The following is a 20,116-nucleotide window of genomic DNA, read 5'->3' as shown; positions in this document are numbered from 1 at the left end:
CCGACCCTGCACTGTTCGGTGCCCCGTGGGGAGGAAGTGCCCCCGACCATGCCGCTTGAGCCCGACTCGACCCGCCCCCACTGGACTCTGGGCTTGATCCACTTTGGCGGACATCCGAGATCAGGGGTTCAGCCCTTGGGGATGTCCATCATGGAGAGCATGGGGAAGGACAAGCCTCGCCCTCGTCGCTCGTTCATGCCGGAGTTTCAAGGCGGAGATCGAGCTGTGCCGACGTGGTGACCGCTCGGTCGGTCGGATCGCCAAGGACTTCGATCTGACCGAGATCGCCGTGCGCTCGCCTTCCGGCGCGGTACCGAAGGGCGGCACGTCTACACCGGCAACCAATGTCGTCACATGCGCGTCGGACACCACATGGAACGCGAATGGCTCTTCTCGCTCATACCGTTGCTGATCGGTGTGAGCTTCCTCTGCGCTGGCCTGTATGGACTCCGCCGCGCCAGCGCGCTGCGACGCACCGGCATCACGGCTGTAGGCCGAGTCGTGCGTCACGACACCAGGCGAGACGACGACGGAGCCAAGTACCACCACCCCGTCGTGGTCTGGACGACCCGGGACGGACTTGACTGCACGTACCCCTCCAGCTTCGGCCGCGGCACAGTTCTCCACGGCTACGGGATTGGCAGCTCCGTGACGGTCCTCTACGACGCGAAGAACCCCCGCTGCTTCGAGATCCGAGGCTGGGAACCCAAGTGGTTCTACTTGGTGTTCACCGTCGTCGGAGCGGCGCTCACAGCCGGCACCCTGTCGGTCCTCCTGGTGCTACTGATCACTGGCTGATCACCGGCGGCTTCCGCAGGAACCCGGCGATCCGTGTCCGGTGACGGCGAACTTGGATCGATGTCATCGAAGTGGACCGCCAATCGGTTCATGACAGCGAACCCTGATCACACTGGTCAGGACGGCCGCGGCTCTTCGTTCGGGCCCAAGTAGGGTCATTGAGTCTTGTCATATGAGTGGAGCAGGCGGGTTCGTGAACCTGGGCATCATCGGGCAGGCGGCCGGGCTGTTCGCCGTCACCAACATCGACGACATCCTGATCCTGGCGCTGTTCTTCGCCCGGGGCGCCAGCAAGAGCGGGGTCCACCCGGAAGGTCGTGCTCGGCCAGTACCTCGGTTTCGCGGCCATCCTGGCCGTGGCCGTGGCCGCCGCGTTCGGCGCAACGTTCCTGCCCGAGTCGGCCATCCCCTACCTCGGACTGCTTCCGCTGGCTCTCGGTCTCAAGGCCGCGTGGCAGGTATGGAAGAACCACCGGATTGGCGAGAGCGACGAGGCCATCGCCAGGGAGGGCGGACCGAGCTCCCTGGAGGTCGCCTCGGTGACCTTCGCCAACGGCGGCGACAACATCGGCGTCTACGTCCCGGTGTTCACCACCGCCGGCATCGGCGGCATGAGCGTGTACGCGATCGTCTTCCTGCTCCTGGTCGCCGTGTGGTGCTTCGCGGGCAAGTTCTTCGCCACCCGTCCAGTCATCGCCAAGGCCCTCGCCCGCTGGGGCCACATCCTGCTGCCCGTGGTCCTCATCGCCATCGGCCTGCTCATCCTCGTCGAAGGCGGCGCCTTCGGCCTCTGAGCGGAATCCGCGGCGGCCGCGGCGGAGCTTGGCCACGGTCATCCCGCGGTCCAGCTGGGCGAACACGCCCGTCATCTGGCGCATGGCGGTGCGCATGGGGTCTTCGGGGTCGTCGGTGCAGGATCTCGCCCTGTTCGGCCATGAAGGCTTGGCCGCAGAAGGAGATGAGGCCGACTCTCGATCGTCGTTCTCGACCGAGTCATCGCGAGGGGGTCGTCCTTTGAAAGCGGTGTGGACTTCACGCAGAGCGGTGGCCACGGGGATGCAGGCGCGCAGGAACTCCTCGAGCGCCGGGGGGATACGGGCGGCGGCGGTCAGGATCAGGGTGATGCCGCCGATCATCGCCAAAATCACGGTCGTGGTCATCGGCCTTGGCCGTTCGCCGGCCGCCGGGTGGGACGGGAGCTGATAGCGCTGCTGGTCACCGCGTTCTCCTTTCAGGAACGGTCGGCAGCAGGTTGCGAGTGTTCGCTGTTCGGTTGCAGCAGTGTTGGGATCAATCGCATAAACCGGCAGGTCATGGTCTACGGTCACGACAGAGAACCGATCGGCGGGCAGGCGATGTGCGGCCCCCCGGCTGCGGGGGTGAGATGGCGAACCCGTCCAGGATCCGGACCCGGGACGACTGGACCAAGGCGCTGCAGGCCTTGTTCACTCAAGCCGGGCTGAGCTATCACGCCCTGGCTGAGCGCTGCGAGACGTCGGCGTCGACCCTGCACAAGATGGTCAATGGGCAGAGCTTCCCCAGACCCTCCACCGTGCGGCTGTTCGTCGAGGCCTGCGGCGAGCACGACACCCAGTCGTGGCTGGACGCCCGGGCCCGGGTCGCCAAGGCCGATCCCCTTCTGAAACGGCACCGAACACCGAGCGGCCGGCAGATCCGCGTCGGGACCGTACCGTTGCCCGCTGACTGTTTCCAGGACCGGGCCGTAGCGGCCTGTCTGGAGGAGGCGGCCGAGGCCGGCGGGACCGTGGTGCTCACTCATGTGCTGGCCGGGATGGGAGGGGTCGGCAAGACCCAACTCGCCGCCGCCCACGCTCGCCGCGCCTGGGACCAGGGGGTGGGGGTGCTGGTATGGGTGAACGCGGCTACCCGCGACGGCGTGGTCTCCGCCTACACCGACAGCGCCCTGGAGCTCGGGCTGCCGTCGGCCGACCGGAACGACCCGGACCGGTCCGCGCAAGCGTTCCTGACGTGGACGGAGACCGCCACCGACCGGTGGTGGCTCGTGGTCCTGGACGACGTACGCAGTCCCGCCGTTCTGAGCGGCCTGTGGCCGCCTGCTGCGCAGTCGGCCACAGGCGGGCAGGTACTGGTCACCACCCGCCTCCGCGCAGCAGCCCTGGACGGATCCGACCGGCAGGTGGTGCCCATCGGCACCTTCACGGAACCCGAGGCCCGCGCCTACCTGGCCGCCAGGCTCGGCGACCGGGTCACTGATCCCACCGTCGCAGATGGCCTGGCCGAGGGTCTGGGCCGGCTGCCGCTGGCGCTGGCGCAGGCCGCCACCTACATCGTCAACGAAGACATCGATATCCGTGATTACCAGGCGCTGCTGGCCGGCAAGCGCCTTGTCGAGGTGGTTCCCGAGGAGCAGGATCTGACCGACGATCACCAGCGGATCGTCACGGCGACGTGGGAACTGTCCATCGACCAAGCCGACGCCGCGCGCCCCGCTGGGCTGGCCCGGCCAGTCCTGCAGCTGATCAGCCTGCTGGACCCGGCAGGGATCCCCCAAGCCGTGCTGTCCAGCCCACCCGCCCTCGACTACCTGGCCACCTATCTGCCCGAAGCGGCCCAGCACCAGACGTTGGACGCCGAGACCGTGGATGCGGTGTTGCGGGTGCTGCACCGCTACAGCCTCATCAGCCACGACCGCACCGCCGCCTACCGCCAGGTCCGCGTACACCGGTTGGTGCAGCGCGCCACCCGCGAGAACCTCATCGCCCAGGCGGACCTCGGCCCCGAGCTGTTCGCCGCCCTCGCTGACACCGCCGCAGACGCTCTGCTGGCCGTATGGCCACGGATCGAACGCGACGAACTCGGCCAGACGTTGCGCACCAACGCCGACGCCCTCCGTGCGCACGCCGGTGAGGCACTGTGGACTGCCGAGGGGTATCACGGACTCCTCGCCGTGACCGGCCAGAGCCTCGGCCAGGCCGGCCAGGTCGCCGCCGCCGCCACCTACTTCGAGTGGCTGCACGAGCAGGCCGTGCGGCGGCTCGGCCCCGACCACCGGTACACCCTGGCCGCTCTCGGCAACCAGGCTGTCTGGCTGGCCGAAGCCGGGGACCGGGCGAGCGTGCCCACCGCGCGGCGGTTGGCCGGCACCAGGGAGGGCGTGCTCGGGCCCCGCCACCCCGACACCCTCACCGCCCGGCACACCCTGGCCCGCGCACACGGCCAGACGGGCGACCTGGAAGGTGCCGTGGCCGACCTTGAATCGCTGCTCGCCGACCGGACCGCGATCCTCGGCGCTGACCATCCTGACACCCTGACGACCCGGCACAACCTCGCCCAGAGCAAGGGCGACCTCGCCTTACGCCGAGGCGCCGACGTCGCCGGAGTCGTCACCGAGTTCACGAAGATCCTCGACGACACCCGGCGGGGCCTTGGCGCCGACCATCCCGACACCCTCTCGGCTCGCCATGAGCTCGCTCGATGGCGGAGCCTGGCGGGGGATCCGGAAGGCGCCGCAGCCGAGTTCGCGCAGCTGCGCGACGATCGGGCACGAGTGCTCGGGGCTGATCATCCACATACTCTCAAAGCCCGCAATGAACTGGCCGCCGCCATCGGGCGTTCCGGCGACCCGGTCGCCGCGCGTGCCGCGTTCGAGAGGGTGTTGGCTGACCGGAAACGGGTCCTTGGGCCTGACCATCCGGACACGTTGAACACCCGCCTCCACCTGATCGACGTGAGCGCGGACGTCGGCGCCGGGGCGCCGGCCGCCATCGCCGAACTGGAGGCGCTGCTGGACGACATCTTGCGCGTCCTCACCCCCTTCCACGACGACGCCTGGAACGCATGTCTCCTGATCGCTCTCCTGCGGGACAAGGACGCCGACCCGCGGGTGCGCGTCCCTGAGGAACTGCTCGCCGCGAGCCTGCGCGCCCTCGGCCCGGACCACCCTGAGATCTGGCGGATCCGCGGAAACGTCGCCATCGCCAGGGCGGAGACGGGCGACGTCGCCGGCACTGTGGCTTCCCTGCAGGAGCTGGTGGACGATTTCACCCGGCTCCACGGACCGCGCCACGAGGAAACGCTCGTGACTCGCGCCCATTTGGCCCGGTGGCGCGCGAACGCCGGAGATCACGCAAGCGCCATCGCCGACTACGAGGAACTGTTGGCCGATCGCCTTCACCTACATGGCCCCGATCACCCCGCCGTCCTCTTCGTCCGCGCCGAGATCGCCGAAATCCACGGCTCGGCCGGCGACCCGGTCTCCGCCGCGGCAGCGCATGAAGAGCTGCTCGCCGGCTGTCTGCGGGTCCTCGGCCCCGACGACCCCGACACCCTCGCGGCCCGCAACAACCACGCCCGGGCGCTGGGTGACGCCGGTGATCCCGCCGGGGCGGCGACCGCATTCGAGGAACTGTTCGCCGATTGCGTCCGGATTCTCGGCCCGGACCACCCACGCGCGATTCTGGTCCGACAGAATCTCGCGCATTTCCGCGACCTGGTCGGCGACCTGGCCGCGGGTCCGGTTGCCGAACCCGGCAGCCCGGCACCCAGCGACGAGGCCTCCGGTCGGCAGCCGGACAGGTGACCGACCGTTCATCGAGCCTCCTGGCGCGAGGGGATGAGTCCAGTGAGGGCGGGACGAGTCGGGCTCAAGCGGAAGTCGAGGGCTTGGTGCTCGACGGATGCTGTACTGGCGGCAGGGACCGGGCTCGGCCGAGCGCACCGGGTCGGTCTACGGGAGAGTCATTCACCGGCTTTTGTCGCCCGAGCGATTCAGCGCCGCCGATGACCGATCGATCTGACCCTCCGGATCCCCTACATCTCTATGTGCCGCCCATTACCAGTGGGCCGTCGCCCGCTGCGAGGTCGGCATCGGGAAAGGGTAAGAGACCATGAGCAAATCGCTGGCATTTCCGTCGCGCCAATTGGCAATCAGCTCCCTCGCAGCCGACGCCGGTCGATGAGCACCGACGCTGGGGTCGGACTCATCGACCTCGCGTACATGAGCTCTCCTTCTTGGAACTGTTCAGGTTGCGCGGCGCAGGGGGACGACCACGTCTCGCCGGTCCTCTTCTCGCCGAGCCGGTAGCAGCTGATGTGTGCCAGCCGCTCCCATGCCTCCGACAATCCGGCCTCCACGACCTGGCGCCGGGTGCGGGAGAAGACGGTGGGGACATGGCGACGAGCTTGGCGAGGTTGGCGCCGGCCAAGACGATCGAGACCGAGGCCTTCGTCCCGCTGGGCTCGGTGGACCCGATCCGCCTCGCGGAGGGCTGCTGCCCCCAGTCGGCCGGCCAGGTCGCGGCCAATCCCTACAAGCTGCTGCGCCAGGCGTTGGAGCGCTCATCGAAGGTCGCGGTCGCCGAGTACGCCTGGTCGGGCAACGAACGCCTCGGATGCTGCGGGCGCGCGGGGAGGCGATGGCGCCTCACCGAAGTGGCCGGCGGCAACGGGCTCGGCACCTTCCCTGTTGTTCCGTCAGCTTCCACCGTCCATTGAGCGCAGCTACATGATCATGGTCGGCCTCCGGTCTTGGTCCCCATCTCCAGGCGTTCCCCCTTGCCGGTGAGGCCCAGCAAGGGGGAAGGCAACGTTCCGTCAATGCCGGCGCACCACTGAGGCAGTGGTCCGTGGTCCCTTCGTCCCCGCGCTGGACCGGTCTCCTGCGTTCCAGCAGGCCTGGTGCCAGTGCCGTCGTTCCTCTGCACCGGGGTGCGTGGGCCACACCACCACGTGCGCAACGCCGGCGGGGATCGTCTGGATGCAGCCAGGGCAGCGGTACGTCTTCTTGGCCTCGGTTCCCGCCACTTGCCGCACGGTCCAGCCCTCGCCCTGCGAGACGGCCTCCCCGGTACCCGGCTCGGCGCCTGGCCCGGCGGCCCGCCTGCCGCGGAGCCGACTCATCAACTGCAAGGACTGCCGGTTCAGCAACGCGTAGGCCAACCACGCCAACGAACCGCCGGCAAGGACGGCCACGACGGTCTCAGGCCACCCCCAGCGAGCCACCCAGCGTTCCACCCGCACCGCCATGTGACCGGTCGCGGCGGGGTCAATGGGCAGTGTGCCGGTGCGCGCCCATACCGCGGTGAAGGCGGCGAACACCACTGCCAGAAGAGTTCCCAAAGTCGCCCGCAGTGCTTTGACACCACGGTAGACGTGGGTGGCAACGGTCCCCGGCGTCGTCTCCAGCACCTCGGCCGTCTCCGACTGGGTCAGTCCCAGCGCCTTGTTGCACCACACTGACCTGCGCTGCTGGGGCGGCAGAGCAGTAAGCGCCTCGTGGATGGTCAGGCGCAGGTCGGCCGCGGCACAGGGATCGGCGGCGCCGGCGGCCGTCTCCAACTGCACGTCCGCGTCCAGGGATGCGTACCCCTGGCCGCTGCGGTATCGCCGCGCCGCATGCCCCACCTCATTCCTGATGGCCTTGAACACGTACGGGCGCAGCCGCTCGATCGGCACGGAACAGGCCAACACGTTCATGAGGGCGTTGTGCACGACGTCCTCGGGATCCGCCCACGAGGGCGGAACACCTAAGGCACGCAGCCACTTGCCGGCGCGCCCCACCATCTGCCCGCGCCACTCGGCGACCAGGCGCCCGAGCTTCTCGGCACGCTGCACCCCTTGCTGCTCATCCACGCTGCCCCCGCTCCCCTGTGCGCCCACGGTGCGTGTGCACGTCCGACTCCCGTTCTGCGCGCACGAGGTCTGCCTTCCCCGCGGCTCGGATGCGGAACGCGATGCTCTCGAGCACGCTGCTCAGCCCCGGTGCGAACAACAGCACTAGATACACGGCGACGCCGACGCCAGTCATCTCCACCGAAAAACACCCCAATCTGCGGCCTCAAGCGCCTCACCGTGAAGCAACGGCCGTTCACATCCCCACAGCCCCCCGGGCCCCGGATTCTTGACACGAAGGCCCAAGATTTTTTGGCGCGGGAACCGAGGCTCCGGCGAGCAGTCTGCTCGGGACGGACAGAACGGGCGATTCGCCGACCATCACCGAGCCGAGGCCTGTCCGCCGCGGTCCAGGGATCGCCGGGAACGCGTACTGCACCCCTGGGCTGCGGAATTTGGGGGATCGGAATTCGGAGCGCCGTTCCGTGGGGTCGACGTCGTTCGTCGACAGCCGAGCACGTGCGCCGGGAGAGCGAACCCCTGGAGCAGATGCACACTCAGATCGCGGCGTTCTCGGGACCGGCTCGGCGAGATGCGCCAGATCATGCGACGGAGCATCGCGTTCTTCCGAAAACGGTCCAGTTCAGGGGAGCCTGCTTCTCTGCACTGGACCGGCCTCGTGCGTGTCCAGCAGGCGATCTGCTGCGGAGATAGTGGTTCCCCAAGCCATCTTCGCTGGCGGCGCACTGACCTGGCTCGATGGTTGTCCGTGAAGTCAGGCATCAGCGCCGAGGTCTTTACGCATGGCATCCCGAAGGGCCTGATATGCCCGATCGTAGCGAAGCCGCCCGGCTACGTACTCGTTGCTGTCTCGACTGAATCCGTCAGCGACCACATCGCGAAGGTCACGAAGCCGCCGGAAGGAATCGTCGGACTTTTCGACCACGTAGCGCGGCGCGCAGATCGACAGTTCGTATCGCAGGCTTGTGCAGGCTTCGAATGCTTCCCACACGGCGCGCCTGCGCTGCTGAGGGTCGAGATTTGGCTCGCGCACGGTCACGCGGCAAGCATGGCGAGCCGATGCGAGAGCAGAGAGGTAGGAGACGTAGAGCGAACGGCGGCTCTCAGCGTGCTGGTCGCCTCGCTCTCGTCTCCACCGGCGGTGATCCAGGATTCCGGCCGATGCTGTCGCGATTCCTCCACCGACGATGGTGCTGGCCAGCGAGACCCATTCCATCGGCCCCCCAAGAGCTGAGCTGTCGGTGTTCAACGGTGCCCTTGCTCTCACGCGGCGTCGAGGTGCCGGTGTCGCTGTCGTCTCATTGTGCTAGCCCTTGTTAGGCCGCGTATCGAGTCGTGATCAATCCACGGGATTCACCCTCGCAACAAGCGCTGATTACGCGGCCAAGGGCAGTCGCACTGGATGCGCATGCCGGTCAGCCGGTGGGGAGGCCGATCTGGTCGCGTTCGAGCACGGAGCGCAGCTCCGAGATGATCTGTACGGCGGCCAGTCCTGAAGGACCGCCCAGGACGTCTGCGGTCAGCTCGGCCAGTGTGCTGGTGAAGGTCGCCTCCGCCGCCTCGATGAGTTGCAGGCCTCCGGCGGTCAGGTCCAGCAGCGATGAGCGGCGATCCGATGGATTGGTTCGCCGTACGACCCATGCCTGCTTCTCCAGGCGGTCGATGCCCTTGCTGGTCGCGCCGATCCCGATGGCGAATTCGGCGGCGAGGTCCGCGACCCGGGACCCGGGGTGATCGCGCAGGAAGCGCAGGAACTCGAACTGCGAGGTGACGATCCCGTGCCGCTCGCGAAGGCGGTCGTTCAGCGCGTTGTAGAGGCGTGTCTCGCAGCGGACGAGATCGGCGAAGAAGCCCGGGAGGTCGATCGGGCCACGGCTTGACTTAGATGCCATGGCATATATTCTAACCTAGATGCCTGGGCATATAGTTCCTTGGCATGCACTCGTGATGGAGGCGGCAATGAGCAGGCAGCAGCGCGCGGAGATCGACGCGATGGTCCGACGGCCTCAGCCGGAGGGCCCTCGGTCGGTGGAGGAGCTCCGCGCCGGGTTCAGGGCGATGATGGGGGAAATGATCGTCCCGGCTGGGATCCGCACCCGGACTGCGACGCTCGGCGATCGGCCCGCGGTGCTGGTCGAGCCGGCCGGCCCTCCGAAGGCCGGGACGATCCTCTACTTTCACGGCGGCTCGTACGTGGTCGGTTCACCAGGGACGGCGATGTCGCTGACGGGGAACCTGGTGACCAAAACAGGGTTCAGGGCGTTCTCCCTGGATTACCGGCTTGCCCCTGAGCATCCGTTCCCGGCCGCGATCGAAGACGGACTGAGCGCCTACCGCGCACTTCTCGACAGCGGCGAAGACCCTTCGGTGATCGCGTTCGCCGGGGACTCCGCCGGTGGTGGCCTCGCCGTCACCACCTGCCTCGCCGCCCGCGACGCGGGCCTGCCCGTGCCCGCCGCGATCGTGGCTTTCTCCCCCGGACTCGACATGACCCGGACGGGCGAGAGTATGGACACCAAAGCGAGCATCGACCCGTTCTTCACGCGTGAGGGCCTGGAACACACCGGGACCATGTACCTTGCGGGACAGGATCCGCATCAGCCCTTGCTCAGCCCCGCCGTCCTCGCCGACCTGACCGGCTTCCCTCCGGTGCTTCTGCAGGCGGGCACCAACGAAACACTCCTGGACGACTCCACGCGCATGGCCACGCGCGCGAGGGAAGCCGGAGTGGACGTCATCCTGGACATCACCGCTGACGTTCCACATGTCTTCCAGGCGTTCGCCGGCGTCCTGGACGAAGCCGACGAGGCACTGGACCGCGCCGCTCTCTTTCTCAGTCAGCACATTCGCACCAGGGGCACGGCGCGCACGTCGGCAGGCTGAGGCCGCAGGCGGTCTCATACGGACCGCGGTCCGCACCCCAAGCCCTGGCTCACCGTCCCTATTCCTGGCGGCCGGCACCCCACCTCGCTCCGAGGGCTGTTCAAGACTCCGGGAGCGCGTTCTTCTTGGGCGGTGGCTCACGCGGGGATGCTAGATCTTCTTGCGTGAGGCGAGTGCAACTGACCGACAGCGAATGGGAATTCCTCAAGCCGTACCTACCGATCGGCGAGTACGGCCCGTACCCCGAGCGGCTGCGCCAGCAGCTGGCGAGGCGCCATCAGGAAGTCGACGCCAGCATTACCCGCTACCCCCTCGCTCCGCCACGTGATCACGGAGTTACGGAACAATGCATCAGTGACAGCTACTCAGCTCCGCACCAGATGGATCCCGTGATTCACCAGGCGCCTTCCCATCGATCCTGCGTCAGCTCCTCAGGAGCGGCTGCCGTCAACCGCTGCCGTCAACACAAAAACCAGAGGCTCCGTAGATTCCTCCACGGGGCCTCTGACCAGCTGTGCACTCGGCAGGATTCGAACCTGCAGCCCTCTGATCCGTAGCTCTACAGAGATCGGTCATTGGAGGTCATACAGGCTGCGGCGAGGGGGCCGTGCGGGACGGTGGCGGTCGTCGGCCGGCGCTGGGGCTGCTGTACTTCGTTGCTGTACAGACTGAGCGCCAAGCGCCGGGTGGCTGCCGGAGCGGTGCGACTACCGTCCCGGGGGCCGTATCGGGCCGGGGGTGTACTGCTCCACCGCCCGAACCCTGACGCCGACCGCGCGAGAAAGCCACGGCAACTGCCTTCACCGAGGCGCTCCGACAACTCGCGGCCGACATCTTTGAGGCGTACAGCATCCGACTTCGTCCGGAGCCTGTTCGGTCGGGACCGAGCGCAGGATCGCCCGACGGCTCGGCCGGGCCCTCCCACCGAGGAGGCACCGCGGGGGCGCATGCGTTGGCGCCGACGTGAGCCCGCCAGCGCCGGCCCTGACCTCAACCTCAACCACGATTCTCGGGCCGCTGGTCTTGAGCCTTCGCCTGGGTCAGGAACGCGGTTCGGACCGAGCAGACCTGTGGGGCCGCGTGGAACCGCAGACGGAAGACTTTCAGAAGAGCTGGCGCCCTGGACTGTCGAAGGGAGCTGAGTTCTTCGCCCAGTTGTCCCAAATGACGCGAAGCGGCGGCTACCAGCCAATGGGGCCGGAGAGTTCGGTGACAGGTTGGCGGACGGCCCGGAATCCCGGTGATCTCACTCGGCGGCAACCGGATGTCGCCGATCCGGTCGTCGTCCCAGGTGCCGCCGTCGAAGACGTGCAGAATCTCGCCGGGAAACCGCATGGCGGCGGGTGCGCCGGTGCTGTCGGCGGCGATCCAGTCGGCGGCCAGGCAGTGGTCGACGGTGGCGGTGACTCCGAGTTCCTCGAGACAGGTGTCGCGATAGTCGACGTGCTGGACCAGGACTCGGCCGAAGGGGTTGGTGATCAGCACGGACGTGCCAACCCACAGGGCGGCCGAGGTGCGCAGCGCGCCATACGCCTCGTCGGTCATGGCGGTGCCGGGCAGCTCGCGGGGAGCGGATGTGGTCGTCATGGCTCTCCAAGTCAGGAGGGGCCGGTCGGGCCCAGGGAAGAGTCCGGCGGTTGACCGCCGTCAGGCAGTCAGTCGATGCCGAGCGCTGGGGAGGGGCCCGGTCGTGAGCCGGGTGAAGAACTCGGTCGCGATGATCTTTCGTCGGGTCTCCTCAGGCAGGCGAGCAAGGATCCCCGGCAGCGCCCGTTCGCGGGCGACCTCTCCGCGGTGCGCGAGGATCGCCCGCCACTTCTGCTCCAGCCAGAGGGTGACGTCGATGGCCGTGGTGGCGTACGAGTCAGGGACCGCGAGCACGGGTTTGCCGACGGCCTCCAGCAGCGGCCCGAGTTCGCCCACGCCGGATGCGGGGTGCGTGGCGCAGTACACGGCGCGCGGTTGCCAGGGCTGCCCGGCTTCTGGGTGAAGGTGCGCGAGCCCCGCGTCTTGAACGGCGAGGAGAGCGACTTGGTGGGTACGGCGATGGTCCGCATGGCCGGTCAGCTGGCCCAGGGCATCGTGTGTCACCACGATGTCGGGGCGGAACGTGCGGATCTGGTGGACGAGGGCGGCGATCACTTCGTCCAGTGGTGCGTCGACGAGCCGAGGACGGCCGGGGGCCGCGTTCGGGTTGCGGGCGTCGCCATACCCGAGCATCCGTGGGGTGCCCGCGCTGAGGGCGCGCAATGCGTCCGCGAGCTCGGGGGCCCGCGGGCTCTCTGGCGCCCAGGTCATGGTGACGACGGCGGTGCGCGCGTGGGCGGCCGCGTGCTGGGCGAGGACACCGCCGGCGAGGAGGCTCTCGTCGTCAGGATGGGCGAACACACCGAGCAGGGAAGCCGTAGCGGACGAGGTCACGGGTTTCGCGGGGGTCAGCTCATCGGAGTCAGACATGCCGTCCGCCCGCCGCCAGGAGGTTCTGCGCGCTGGCGGGGGACCAGCTCGGCCATGGGAAGACAAGTCGTGCGCTGGGTTTGTCGAGCACGTCGCCGGGCGGCAGCTGGTCGGCGGGCGTGGCGGCCGGGTGGATGGTCATCGGCGGATAGCCGCTCTCGCGCACCTCGCGGTCCCAGACGCGCACACACTCCGCGAAGCGCTCCGCCACTTCTTCGGCTGCTGGGCCGTAGGCGTGGATGAAGAATTCGGTGAGACGGTCGGCCGGATCCGGGGCATCCTTGACCTTGCGGTAGGTCAGGTAGGCGAGGGAGCCGTCCGAAAGCATCGCCGCCGCGTCCTGCTGCGCCACCAGCGCGGAACCTTCCCGGGCGGCCAGGCGGCAGAACCTCGGCAGCGTCGTCGCGGCGTAGACCTGCAAGGTCTCGAAATTGAAGGTGCCCCGGACCACAAGGCCGGTGGTGAGCTCGCGCCGGGGCCCGCGCAGCGCCTCCTCGAGCCCCGCGGTGTCACCGGGCTCACCGTCTTCCCACCGTACGGTGACCTCACCGTCGGCCAGGTAAAGGACGGGGGCCGTGCGGGCGGCGGCGCCGCGGTCCCGCACGAACCCGCAGTACGTCCAGTGCTCGCAGTGCAGCACGTCGCCGCGCCGGACCAGGGTGAGGGAGCGGGTGTAGCCGCCCATCTCCAGTGGCACCACCAACCGTGCGCCCTCACGGAGTTGCTCGCGCCAGGCCGGGGCGACGTCAGCCGCATTGTGTGTGATCACCACCCCGTCGAACCCCTGGGCGGGGACGTGGCCCGGTGCGCCGAAACCACCGTCGCCCAGGACGGGGGTGACCCGGTCGCTGCCGGCCTCCGCGCACAGCCGCTGCGTGCGGTGCACCACGTACGGGTCGACGTCCACCGTGACGACCCGTCCGGCCGGTCCGACGACGTGGGCGAGCAGTTCCGCGTTGTACCCGCCGGATCCGACCTCGAGCACGGCCGCCCCGGGCGTCAGCTGGAGTTGCTCGGCCATGTCGGCCTGGAGCCAGGCTGCGCTGACCGAGCTGGTCGCCTGGCCGTGCTCGTCCCGGCGGGTGACGACGGCCAGGTCGTTGTCGTAAGCGGTCTGGAGGTCCGTCTCCGGTGTGAACCGGTGCCGGGGCACCGTGCGCAGCGCCTCCTGGACCACGGCGGAAGGAGCCCAGCCGCCGGCGATGACGGCATCTGCCATGCGGTGGCGCAGCCGGCCGGCTTCGGCCGGCTCCCCGGGTACCGGAGGGGGTTCGACGGCGGTCGGGTAGGCATTGACCGGCGGCAGGCCGGGGATGACACCGGGCCAGACGGCATCCAGTGCGTTCGCGGCCGGAGTGAACACCGGGCCGAGACATCCGAGACCGTGGGGGTCGTGCCATTCCCAGCGGGTGAACTTCTGCGGCTCCGCCGTGGTGAGGGTGCCGGTGAACCCGGCGATCCGGATCACGGCGGTCACCCGCGGGACGCCTTGGGCTGCGTCGGTGAGGATGGACACCACGGTGGCGCCGGTGGCGTGCAGGCCGGTCTCCTCGGCGAGCTCGCGCACCCCGGCTCCGTCCAGCGGTTCCGCACCGTCGATCTTCCCGCCCGGAGCCTCCCACATGCCGCGTTTGGACCAGCCGAGCAGGACACGCCCGTACTCGTCGGTCACGACAGCCAGCGCCCCGGCAACGGCGTAGCCGGTGGCCGGCACGGCCCGCTCCGCGGCGACCGTGTCCGCACACGGACCGCGCAGGACCAGCGCTGCCAGGTCGCCGACGGCGATGCGCTGCACGCTCGTCCATCCGCAGGTAAGGGCGGTGATCTCATCCTCGTCCAGTGCGATATGCCGCTTCTCCGCGGAGGTGTGCGCGGCCAGCCGGGTGATGACCAGCATGGTGCCGCCCTCGCGCAGTCGGCGCCCGAGCGCGTGCAGGACACGGGTGCGGTCGTTCAAGAAGGCCACCGAGAGGCGGAAAACCACCAGGTCATATAGGTCGTTGCCCAGCGGGGCGGGGTCGTCGCGTTCGATGTCCAGGCGCAGCCACCGCACCTCCGCGTCGGGGTGGTCCGTGCGGGCCTGCTCCAGGGCGCCCTCGGCGGAGTCAGCTCCGTCGACGGTGTACCCGAGCGAGGCGAGATAGGCGGACATCTCGCCCGTCCCGCACCCGACGTCGAGGGCGCGGGCGCCCTCGGGTGCCGGCGCGTGCTCGACGAGCAGGCCTTTCTCCTCGTCCCCGAGCCGCCGGAAGCGTCGCCCTTCGGTGTAGCGCTGGGACCAGTCAGTCCGGGTGATTCCCACAGATCGCTCCTCGTTCGTGAAAGGCACGGTGGTCGGTGTCAGGGCAGTTCGACGGGGCGGTACAGGGCGGCCGGCCGCTGGGTCTGCAATGCCCAGTACCGGTCGCCGAACGACCAGTGCCACCACTCGGTTCGGTAGGGGGACATGCCTGCGGCGGCAAGGGCACGGCCCAGGGTGGCCCGGTTCGTGCGGGCCCGGTCGCTGAGGCCTGGGGCGTCGGTGTAGCAGGCGCCGTCGGACTCCTCCGGTGAGGCGTTGACGCGCGTTCCCATGTCCAGCTCGCAGCCCTGGTGGTTGATCAGCGTCACGTCGACGGCCGCGCCGGCGGAGTGCGGCGCGATCTCCGGAGGCGACACGAAGCGGCTGGCGGCTGCCCGGAGTTCGGCCGCCTGCCAGTCCGGGTGGGCGCGTGCGAGCTCCGCGGAGTACTCCTCGAAGTACCGACGCTGCAGGGCCGGCGGCCGGAATCCCTCGATGAACAGCAGCAACACGCCAGGGGGAAGCAGCGACTGGGCGTGCAGCAGCCGGGCAAGGACGCCTTGCCGAACGTGGGGCCAGGCGCCCGCCGCGTCCCGTTTGCGGTCGTCGACCTTCAGGCCATGCGCGCGGGCGTCGACGAGGACCTCGCCGCACTCCTGGACGGGTATCGCGGCGACCCTCCGGTCGGACATCAAGGCAATGCTGGTGGTCACGCGTTCCCCGGGTGTCGACGTAGGCGGCCACGCCGGTGCGGCGGGCCTCCTCCACGGCGCGCAGCCGCACGAAATCGCGGGCCGGCATCAACGCCTCCCACTCGGCCAGTGGCAGAACGCGGGCCTCGTCGTGCTCGTGCGCGTTGAGGGTGAGTCCCCGGAGCTGCGCATCGGTGAGACGCCCGCCGTCGAAGACGAGCTGCAGCGTGCTGTACGGTCGCCTCTCTCGGGGCTGCCCGTACACGGTGGCCAGCAGCCGGGGCGGGCCCACGGCGGTCATGCCGGTCTCTTCCCGGCACTCGCGCACCGCCGCGTCCCAGGGCCGCTCGCCCAGCTCCATCGCGCCGCCGATCAGGCGCCAGGGGTGGCCGGGGGAGTAGACGGAGTGCAGTTGGAGCGGTTGGTCGTCCTCGTCGGTGACGTAGAGGCATACGAACGCGGCTGCCCGGGGCAGTGCGTCGGCGTACTGCTGCGGCGGCACCCACGTTGAATGCGGCTGTGCACCAGGCGTGGGACCGGCGGGTGGGCGGTGGCGGGTCATCCGCATGAGCGCCGGGTTGCCGCTGAAGCCGAGTTCCCGGTACAGGGGCGCGGCCTCCGTGCTGGTGTGCAGCTCGAACAGCGTGACGTCCTCGACGTCGGCAAGGTGGTCGAGGAGGCAGGAGACGACGGCCCGGGCATAGCCGCGGCGCCGGTGGTCCGGATGCGTGGCGACCATCTGCACGCGGGCTGCGCGGCCCCGGGGGTAGGTCGGCGCCGCCAGGACGGGGTGGATCAGTCCGAGAGCGCAGGCGGCCATCGTGCCGTCCCGGGCGTCGACGACGAAGGCCCGCGCATCGCCCTCCGGCGTCAGCCGTGGCACCAGTTCGTCCGTGCACTGCCGGACCCAGTCATCGGTCAGCGGTGCGGACAGGACGTATGCGGAGCGCATCCGGATGATGGCCTCGGCGTCACTAGGCGTTGCCGCGCGGACCGGCGGTCGCCCGGCGGCGCCGGGCGGCTCGGCCGCGGCGGTGGGTGCCGTGTCGGCGTTCACGTCGCATCTCCTGTCGGTGAAAAGAAGGCTTCACGGTGCTCGGCGCGCAGCCGGGCCAGGGTCCGCCGGCCGCGTTCGACCAGCTCGGGATCGCAGTGGGCGATTCCGTACGCGATCCCGCTCACGGAATCGAGCGCTGCGTCGATGACGAGGCGGGCCTCCTCGGCGGCGGTCAGGGACCGGCCGTACCCGGCCAGAAACGCCTCGAACAAGTCGACGCGGCCGGCCCAGGCATCGGACAGGCGGACCAGATCCCGTACGGCCGGTCCCGGCTCGCTGCGCTCGAAGTCGATCACCGCCACGAAGACATCAAGGGCGTCCGACTCGTCAGCGGTGTCAGGGGTGAACAGGACGTTGCGGAGCTGGAGATCTCCGTGGGTCTCCACCCACTCCAGCGGTGGCAGGTCCTCGGCCTGCCGGATGAGCGCGCGGACGAACTCCTCATCACCCGGGAGCAGATGAGACCGCGCCCCGGCCAGGTGCCGGTCGGCCTTGGCGACGGCCGGGCCGCTGCCGGCCGGAGCGGGCCGTGGGGGAGAGGACTGGTGGATGCGGCGGGCCAGCGCGCCGATCCGTTGGAAGACCCCCCTCTCCCGGTCCGGGGCAAGGACAGCGCCGTACAGCGGGTGGCCCGCCATCGCGGTGAGGACCACCGCCCGTAGGGTCTCGTCGGCGGCGACCAGCCGGGGCGCGGCCGCCCCCAGCTCCCGCGCCCACGTCCGCAGTCCTCGCACTTCCCTGTGGTGGAACCGCTCGCTCTGGTGCACCTTCACGTACCAGGTGCCGCCCTGGGCGCCGTGGACCCGCCACACGCGGCTCTTCTCGCGCGCCCATGACGTATCCGTCCACTGCGTGATCCGACCGACTGCCTGCTCCGCGAACTCCACAACCGCAGCATCGGGACGGGCGGCATACGCCTGGCCGGTCAGGTCCGGCACGAGGCGCAACCGGTCGGCGCCGGGGTCGAAGACGATGCTGTCGCCGGGCAGTTGGAAATGCACGGCGAGGCGCGCGCCGGCGCTGTAGGCGCCCAGGCCTGCACGGCAGTACGCCACCATCTCGGCGGGCAGCGCGTGAAGGGGCACCCAATCCATCGCGTCGCAGACGTTCGGCTCCGCGATCCCGGGCTCGCCCGTCCACCGCCGGACCTCGAAGAAGTGCCCGCTACGGCTGGCGCCTCCGGGGCTACGGTGATGCACGGTCACGGCAGCCCGCACGTCGGCCGGGTCGATGACGACACCGGTCTCCTCCCGCGCCTCCCGGATCACGGCGGTGACCACGTCCTCGTGCGGACCGTCCAGATGCCCCGACGGCAGGTGCCACAGGCCCGCGGCGTACACCTGCCCGGCCCGCCGCGACAGCAGAACCTGCGGCCCGTCGGATGCCTCCCGGCGCAGGATCAGGTGGACGTCCACCGGCTCGGTATGCCGCTGCCGGCCGCTCATCGCGCTCCCTCCGGACGTCGGGCGAGCAGAACCCTGAACGTCGTCTCCTCGACCAGAGACCCGTCCACCGCGTGCGCGTGGAGAAGGTCGAGGGCCTCGTCCTCGAACGCCTGATGCCGCTCTGCGAAGAGGCCGGCCCCGGCGAAGGACGTGGTGCGCAGGTAGCCGAGCACCTCCCGCGGCGTCCAGATGCGGGTCACGGGGAAAAGGTGTTCGGTGACGTCCTTGAACGCTGAGGCGGCGAGGTCCTCCTCGTACGAGCGGCGGGGCTCGGAGTAGGAACCTCGGGCGCCCGCCCGGCGCTCCTGGCCCAGGTTAAGCTGGATCAACTCGCGCAGCGCACGGGTCCAGTCGGCGCCGTGGGTCCACAGGCTCCCGTCGCTCATGATCGCCACTGCGGCACCTGGTGTGGCGACCCGGTTGGCCATCTCCAGGACCGCCGGACCGTTCATCCAGTGGTAGGACCGGCAGCAGGTGATCAGGTCCGGGCCGGAATCCGGTTCGCCCGGCAGGGTCGCGAGCGGCTCGTAGGCGTCGGCCGCCGCTTGGACCAGGGTGAGGGTGCAGTGGCCGAGCACGGGATTGAGGGCTTGCTCGGCCTGGTGCAGCATCTGCGGGCTGATGTCGACCGCTTCGATGTGCGTCAGGCCAGCGCCGGCAGACAGGAGCTCGAAGGGAACCTGCCCGGTTCCGGTGCCCAGGTCGAGCAGCACTGAGGACCGCCGACCCCGCAGCGCGTCGGCGAGCAGGCGCACCGCCGCGTCCGGCAAGCCTGGGCGGTGGCGGGCGTAGGTCGAGGCCGCGGCCTCGAACATTGCCTCCTGCTTCGGTGGGAGGCCCGGAAAGGGCCCGTCGGGGTAGGTCACGAAGTGGCTCCCTCATCGAGCGGGTGGGGGGCGGGTAGGTGCCAGGACAGGCGTCCGTACAGAGGCGGCCCACTGCCTACCGTCCGCGTCGAAGTAGAGGCGGTAGCGGTCGGGGGAGCGTGCGGGCCGCCACCGGTCGGCGAGGTCCTGGATCTCCCAGGCGCTGTCGGCCGCGCTGGACGTCGCAGATCTCCTCGGACGGGGCGCGGCGCGGCGGCCCGTCCGGATGCCGCGCGAGCGTGCGGTGCAGCTGGCCCACGGTCGCGCCGACGGCGGCCCACCGTGCGCCGTACAGACCGTCTCCCGCTGTCTCGGTGCCCTCGGCGAACGCGGCGACGGGTACCGCCGACCCGCCGTCCACGGCGATGAGATTGCCGTCCAAGGTGGGGCGCATGACCGGCACCGGGACCCCGCCGAGTGCGGCGAATTCGGCCAGCTCCAGGGCGCGCCGTTCGGCGTCCAGGCCAACGTGCTCCGGGTAGGACTTGACGAACCATCGGCGGCCGTTGCCGTCCTTGGCCGCGTAGTTGGACGTGGCGGTCTCTGACGGGCCTTCGCAGACGTCCGTCGGGACGATGCGGTAGTGCAGTGCCAGGACTCCCGCCACCACCATGACGTCGGACTGCGCGCTCATCGCCCCGCCTCAAGCTTGCCGGGGCCGTTCAGCAGTTGGCGCAACGCTCGGGCTTCCGCCTGCAGTTGGTCCTCGTCATGGTGCCCGAAGTCGAGCACGTCGAAGGGCAAGGGGCCGCCCGGCGCCGGGTCCGCACCCGCCTCGCGTCGCGGAACCACGTGCTGATGGGCGTGGGGCATGGCGTTGCCGAGCAGGAGATAGTTCATCTTCATCGGCTGGTAGTGCCTCTCAAGGGCTCGGCCCAGGGTGAGGGTGTCACGCCAGAAGGCGGCGGCTTCGTCACCGGTGAGTTCGGTGGGCTCGGTGACGTGGCGTGCGGTCACGATGGTGATGGAGTACCCCCGGACCTGGCCGGAGCGCCAGAGGCAGGACTGGGAGACTTCGCCGCGGT

The 20,116-nt window shown here is 69.6% G+C and carries 16 protein-coding genes and 3 pseudogenes; 6 read left to right on the top strand and 13 right to left on the bottom strand.

The window, feature by feature from the left end:
* Nucleotides 1-354: 354 nt before the first annotated feature.
* From BG482_RS01280 to BG482_RS45970, 5 genes and pseudogenes are all read left to right on the top strand, one after another.
* Nucleotides 355-798, top strand: a complete 444-nt coding sequence (locus BG482_RS01280; RefSeq protein WP_069766904.1) for a DUF3592 domain-containing protein — start codon at nt 355-357, stop codon at nt 796-798.
* Nucleotides 799-970: 172 nt separating this feature from the next.
* A pseudogene (locus tag BG482_RS01275) lies at nt 971-1,592 on the top strand (cadmium resistance transporter).
* 82 nt (nt 1,593-1,674) lie between these two features.
* Entirely contained in the window at nt 1,675-2,001 is a 327-nt protein-coding gene (locus BG482_RS43685) for a hypothetical protein (protein WP_176741278.1), read from the top strand.
* 181 nt (nt 2,002-2,182) lie between these two features.
* Nucleotides 2,183-5,359 carry a tetratricopeptide repeat protein gene (locus BG482_RS42195; RefSeq protein ID WP_069766903.1) on the top strand — a complete coding sequence of 1,059 codons (3,177 nt, stop codon included), beginning with the start codon at nt 2,183-2,185 and terminating at the stop codon, nt 5,357-5,359.
* Nucleotides 5,360-5,949: 590 nt separating this feature from the next.
* A complete protein-coding gene (locus tag BG482_RS45970) occupies nt 5,950-6,273 on the top strand; it encodes a Ku protein (RefSeq protein ID WP_370745732.1) in 324 nt (107 codons plus the stop codon).
* A 99-nt stretch (nt 6,274-6,372) separates the two neighbouring features.
* Here the strand turns inward: BG482_RS45970 and BG482_RS42190 are convergent, their stop codons facing one another.
* From BG482_RS42190 to BG482_RS01250, 4 genes and pseudogenes are all read right to left on the bottom strand, one after another.
* Complete coding sequence (locus tag BG482_RS42190; protein ID WP_069767047.1) at nt 6,373-6,678, bottom strand: hypothetical protein; 306 nt, start codon at nt 6,676-6,678, stop codon at nt 6,373-6,375.
* Nucleotides 6,679-6,912: 234 nt separating this feature from the next.
* Nucleotides 6,913-7,341, bottom strand: a pseudogene (locus BG482_RS42185) (sigma-70 family RNA polymerase sigma factor); the annotation flags it as partial.
* A gap of 823 nt (nt 7,342-8,164) precedes the next feature.
* On the bottom strand, nt 8,165-8,449 hold the full coding sequence (locus tag BG482_RS43330) for a hypothetical protein (protein WP_141746521.1): 285 nt from the start codon (nt 8,447-8,449) through the stop codon (nt 8,165-8,167).
* Between the two features lie 376 nt (nt 8,450-8,825).
* The gene (locus BG482_RS01250) at nt 8,826-9,302 is read right to left on the bottom strand and encodes a MarR family winged helix-turn-helix transcriptional regulator (RefSeq protein WP_069766900.1); all 477 of its coding nucleotides are present in this window, start codon (nt 9,300-9,302) and stop codon (nt 8,826-8,828) included.
* 67 nt (nt 9,303-9,369) lie between these two features.
* On the opposite strand from BG482_RS01250, the gene BG482_RS01245 reads away from it, so the two are divergent.
* Entirely contained in the window at nt 9,370-10,293 is a 924-nt protein-coding gene (locus BG482_RS01245; RefSeq protein ID WP_069766899.1) for an alpha/beta hydrolase, read from the top strand.
* 996 nt (nt 10,294-11,289) lie between these two features.
* On the opposite strand, the gene BG482_RS43680 is transcribed toward BG482_RS01245, so the two are convergent.
* The 9 genes and pseudogenes from BG482_RS43680 to BG482_RS01200 all read right to left on the bottom strand — a co-directional run bounded on the left by BG482_RS43680 (nt 11,290) and on the right by BG482_RS01200 (nt 20,048).
* Complete coding sequence (locus tag BG482_RS43680; RefSeq protein WP_176741277.1) at nt 11,290-11,880, bottom strand: hypothetical protein; 591 nt, start codon at nt 11,878-11,880, stop codon at nt 11,290-11,292.
* Between the two features lie 60 nt (nt 11,881-11,940).
* Nucleotides 11,941-12,750 (bottom strand): PIG-L deacetylase family protein, encoded by an 810-nt coding sequence (locus tag BG482_RS01235; RefSeq protein WP_069766898.1) that lies wholly within the window; start codon nt 12,748-12,750, stop codon nt 11,941-11,943.
* Entirely contained in the window at nt 12,743-15,052 is a 2,310-nt protein-coding gene (gene fxlM / locus BG482_RS01230) for a methyltransferase, FxLD system (RefSeq protein WP_069766897.1), read from the bottom strand. Before fxlM ends, BG482_RS01235 begins: the two co-directional genes overlap by 8 nt.
* Before the next feature lie 38 nt (nt 15,053-15,090).
* A complete protein-coding gene (locus BG482_RS01225) occupies nt 15,091-15,723 on the bottom strand; it encodes a M15 family metallopeptidase (RefSeq protein WP_069766896.1) in 633 nt (210 codons plus the stop codon).
* A 178-nt stretch (nt 15,724-15,901) separates the two neighbouring features.
* Nucleotides 15,902-16,675: pseudogene (locus tag BG482_RS40250) on the bottom strand (GNAT family N-acetyltransferase); the annotation flags it as partial.
* 101 nt (nt 16,676-16,776) lie between these two features.
* Complete coding sequence (locus tag BG482_RS01215; protein ID WP_069766894.1) at nt 16,777-18,225, bottom strand: phosphotransferase; 1,449 nt, start codon at nt 18,223-18,225, stop codon at nt 16,777-16,779.
* On the bottom strand, nt 18,222-19,040 hold the full coding sequence (locus BG482_RS01210) for a class I SAM-dependent methyltransferase (RefSeq protein ID WP_069766893.1): 819 nt from the start codon (nt 19,038-19,040) through the stop codon (nt 18,222-18,224). Before BG482_RS01210 ends, BG482_RS01215 begins: the two co-directional genes overlap by 4 nt.
* A gap of 127 nt (nt 19,041-19,167) precedes the next feature.
* On the bottom strand, nt 19,168-19,725 hold the full coding sequence (locus BG482_RS43675; protein ID WP_069766892.1) for a phosphotransferase: 558 nt from the start codon (nt 19,723-19,725) through the stop codon (nt 19,168-19,170).
* On the bottom strand, nt 19,722-20,048 hold the full coding sequence (locus BG482_RS01200; protein WP_256096149.1) for an HIT family protein: 327 nt from the start codon (nt 20,046-20,048) through the stop codon (nt 19,722-19,724). The genes BG482_RS43675 and BG482_RS01200 overlap by 4 nt, the downstream gene beginning before the upstream one ends.
* Nucleotides 20,049-20,116: the final 68 nt, after the last annotated feature.

Origin of the sequence: Streptomyces sp. LUP30, from assembly GCF_001746365.1 — a bacterium.
Classification (GTDB): domain Bacteria; phylum Actinomycetota; class Actinomycetes; order Streptomycetales; family Streptomycetaceae; genus Streptomyces.
Note: the sequence above shows the minus strand (reverse complement) of the source record. Positions and strands in the feature narration are given on the sequence as shown.

Bases quoted from the DNA above. Each gene is read 5' to 3' on its own strand.
- BG482_RS43680 (WP_176741277.1), bottom strand. From the start codon at position 11,880: ATGACGACCACATCCGCTCCCCGCGAGCTGCCCGGCACCGCCATGACC.
- BG482_RS01280 (WP_069766904.1), top strand. From the start codon at position 355: ATGCGCGTCGGACACCACATGGAACGCGAATGGCTCTTCTCGCTCATA.
- BG482_RS43685 (WP_176741278.1), top strand. From the start codon at position 1,675: ATGGCGGTGCGCATGGGGTCTTCGGGGTCGTCGGTGCAGGATCTCGCC.
- BG482_RS45970 (WP_370745732.1), top strand. From the start codon at position 5,950: ATGGCGACGAGCTTGGCGAGGTTGGCGCCGGCCAAGACGATCGAGACC.
- BG482_RS01245 (WP_069766899.1), top strand. From the start codon at position 9,370: ATGAGCAGGCAGCAGCGCGCGGAGATCGACGCGATGGTCCGACGGCCT.
- BG482_RS43675 (WP_069766892.1), bottom strand. From the start codon at position 19,725: ATGAGCGCGCAGTCCGACGTCATGGTGGTGGCGGGAGTCCTGGCACTG.
- BG482_RS42195 (WP_069766903.1), top strand. From the start codon at position 2,183: ATGGCGAACCCGTCCAGGATCCGGACCCGGGACGACTGGACCAAGGCG.
- BG482_RS01215 (WP_069766894.1), bottom strand. From the start codon at position 18,225: ATGAGCGGCCGGCAGCGGCATACCGAGCCGGTGGACGTCCACCTGATC.
- BG482_RS01225 (WP_069766896.1), bottom strand. From the start codon at position 15,723: ATGTCCGACCGGAGGGTCGCCGCGATACCCGTCCAGGAGTGCGGCGAG.
- BG482_RS01210 (WP_069766893.1), bottom strand. From the start codon at position 19,040: ATGTTCGAGGCCGCGGCCTCGACCTACGCCCGCCACCGCCCAGGCTTG.
- BG482_RS01250 (WP_069766900.1), bottom strand. From the start codon at position 9,302: ATGGCATCTAAGTCAAGCCGTGGCCCGATCGACCTCCCGGGCTTCTTC.
- BG482_RS01235 (WP_069766898.1), bottom strand. From the start codon at position 12,750: ATGTCTGACTCCGATGAGCTGACCCCCGCGAAACCCGTGACCTCGTCC.
- BG482_RS42190 (WP_069767047.1), bottom strand. From the start codon at position 6,678: ATGAGTCGGCTCCGCGGCAGGCGGGCCGCCGGGCCAGGCGCCGAGCCG.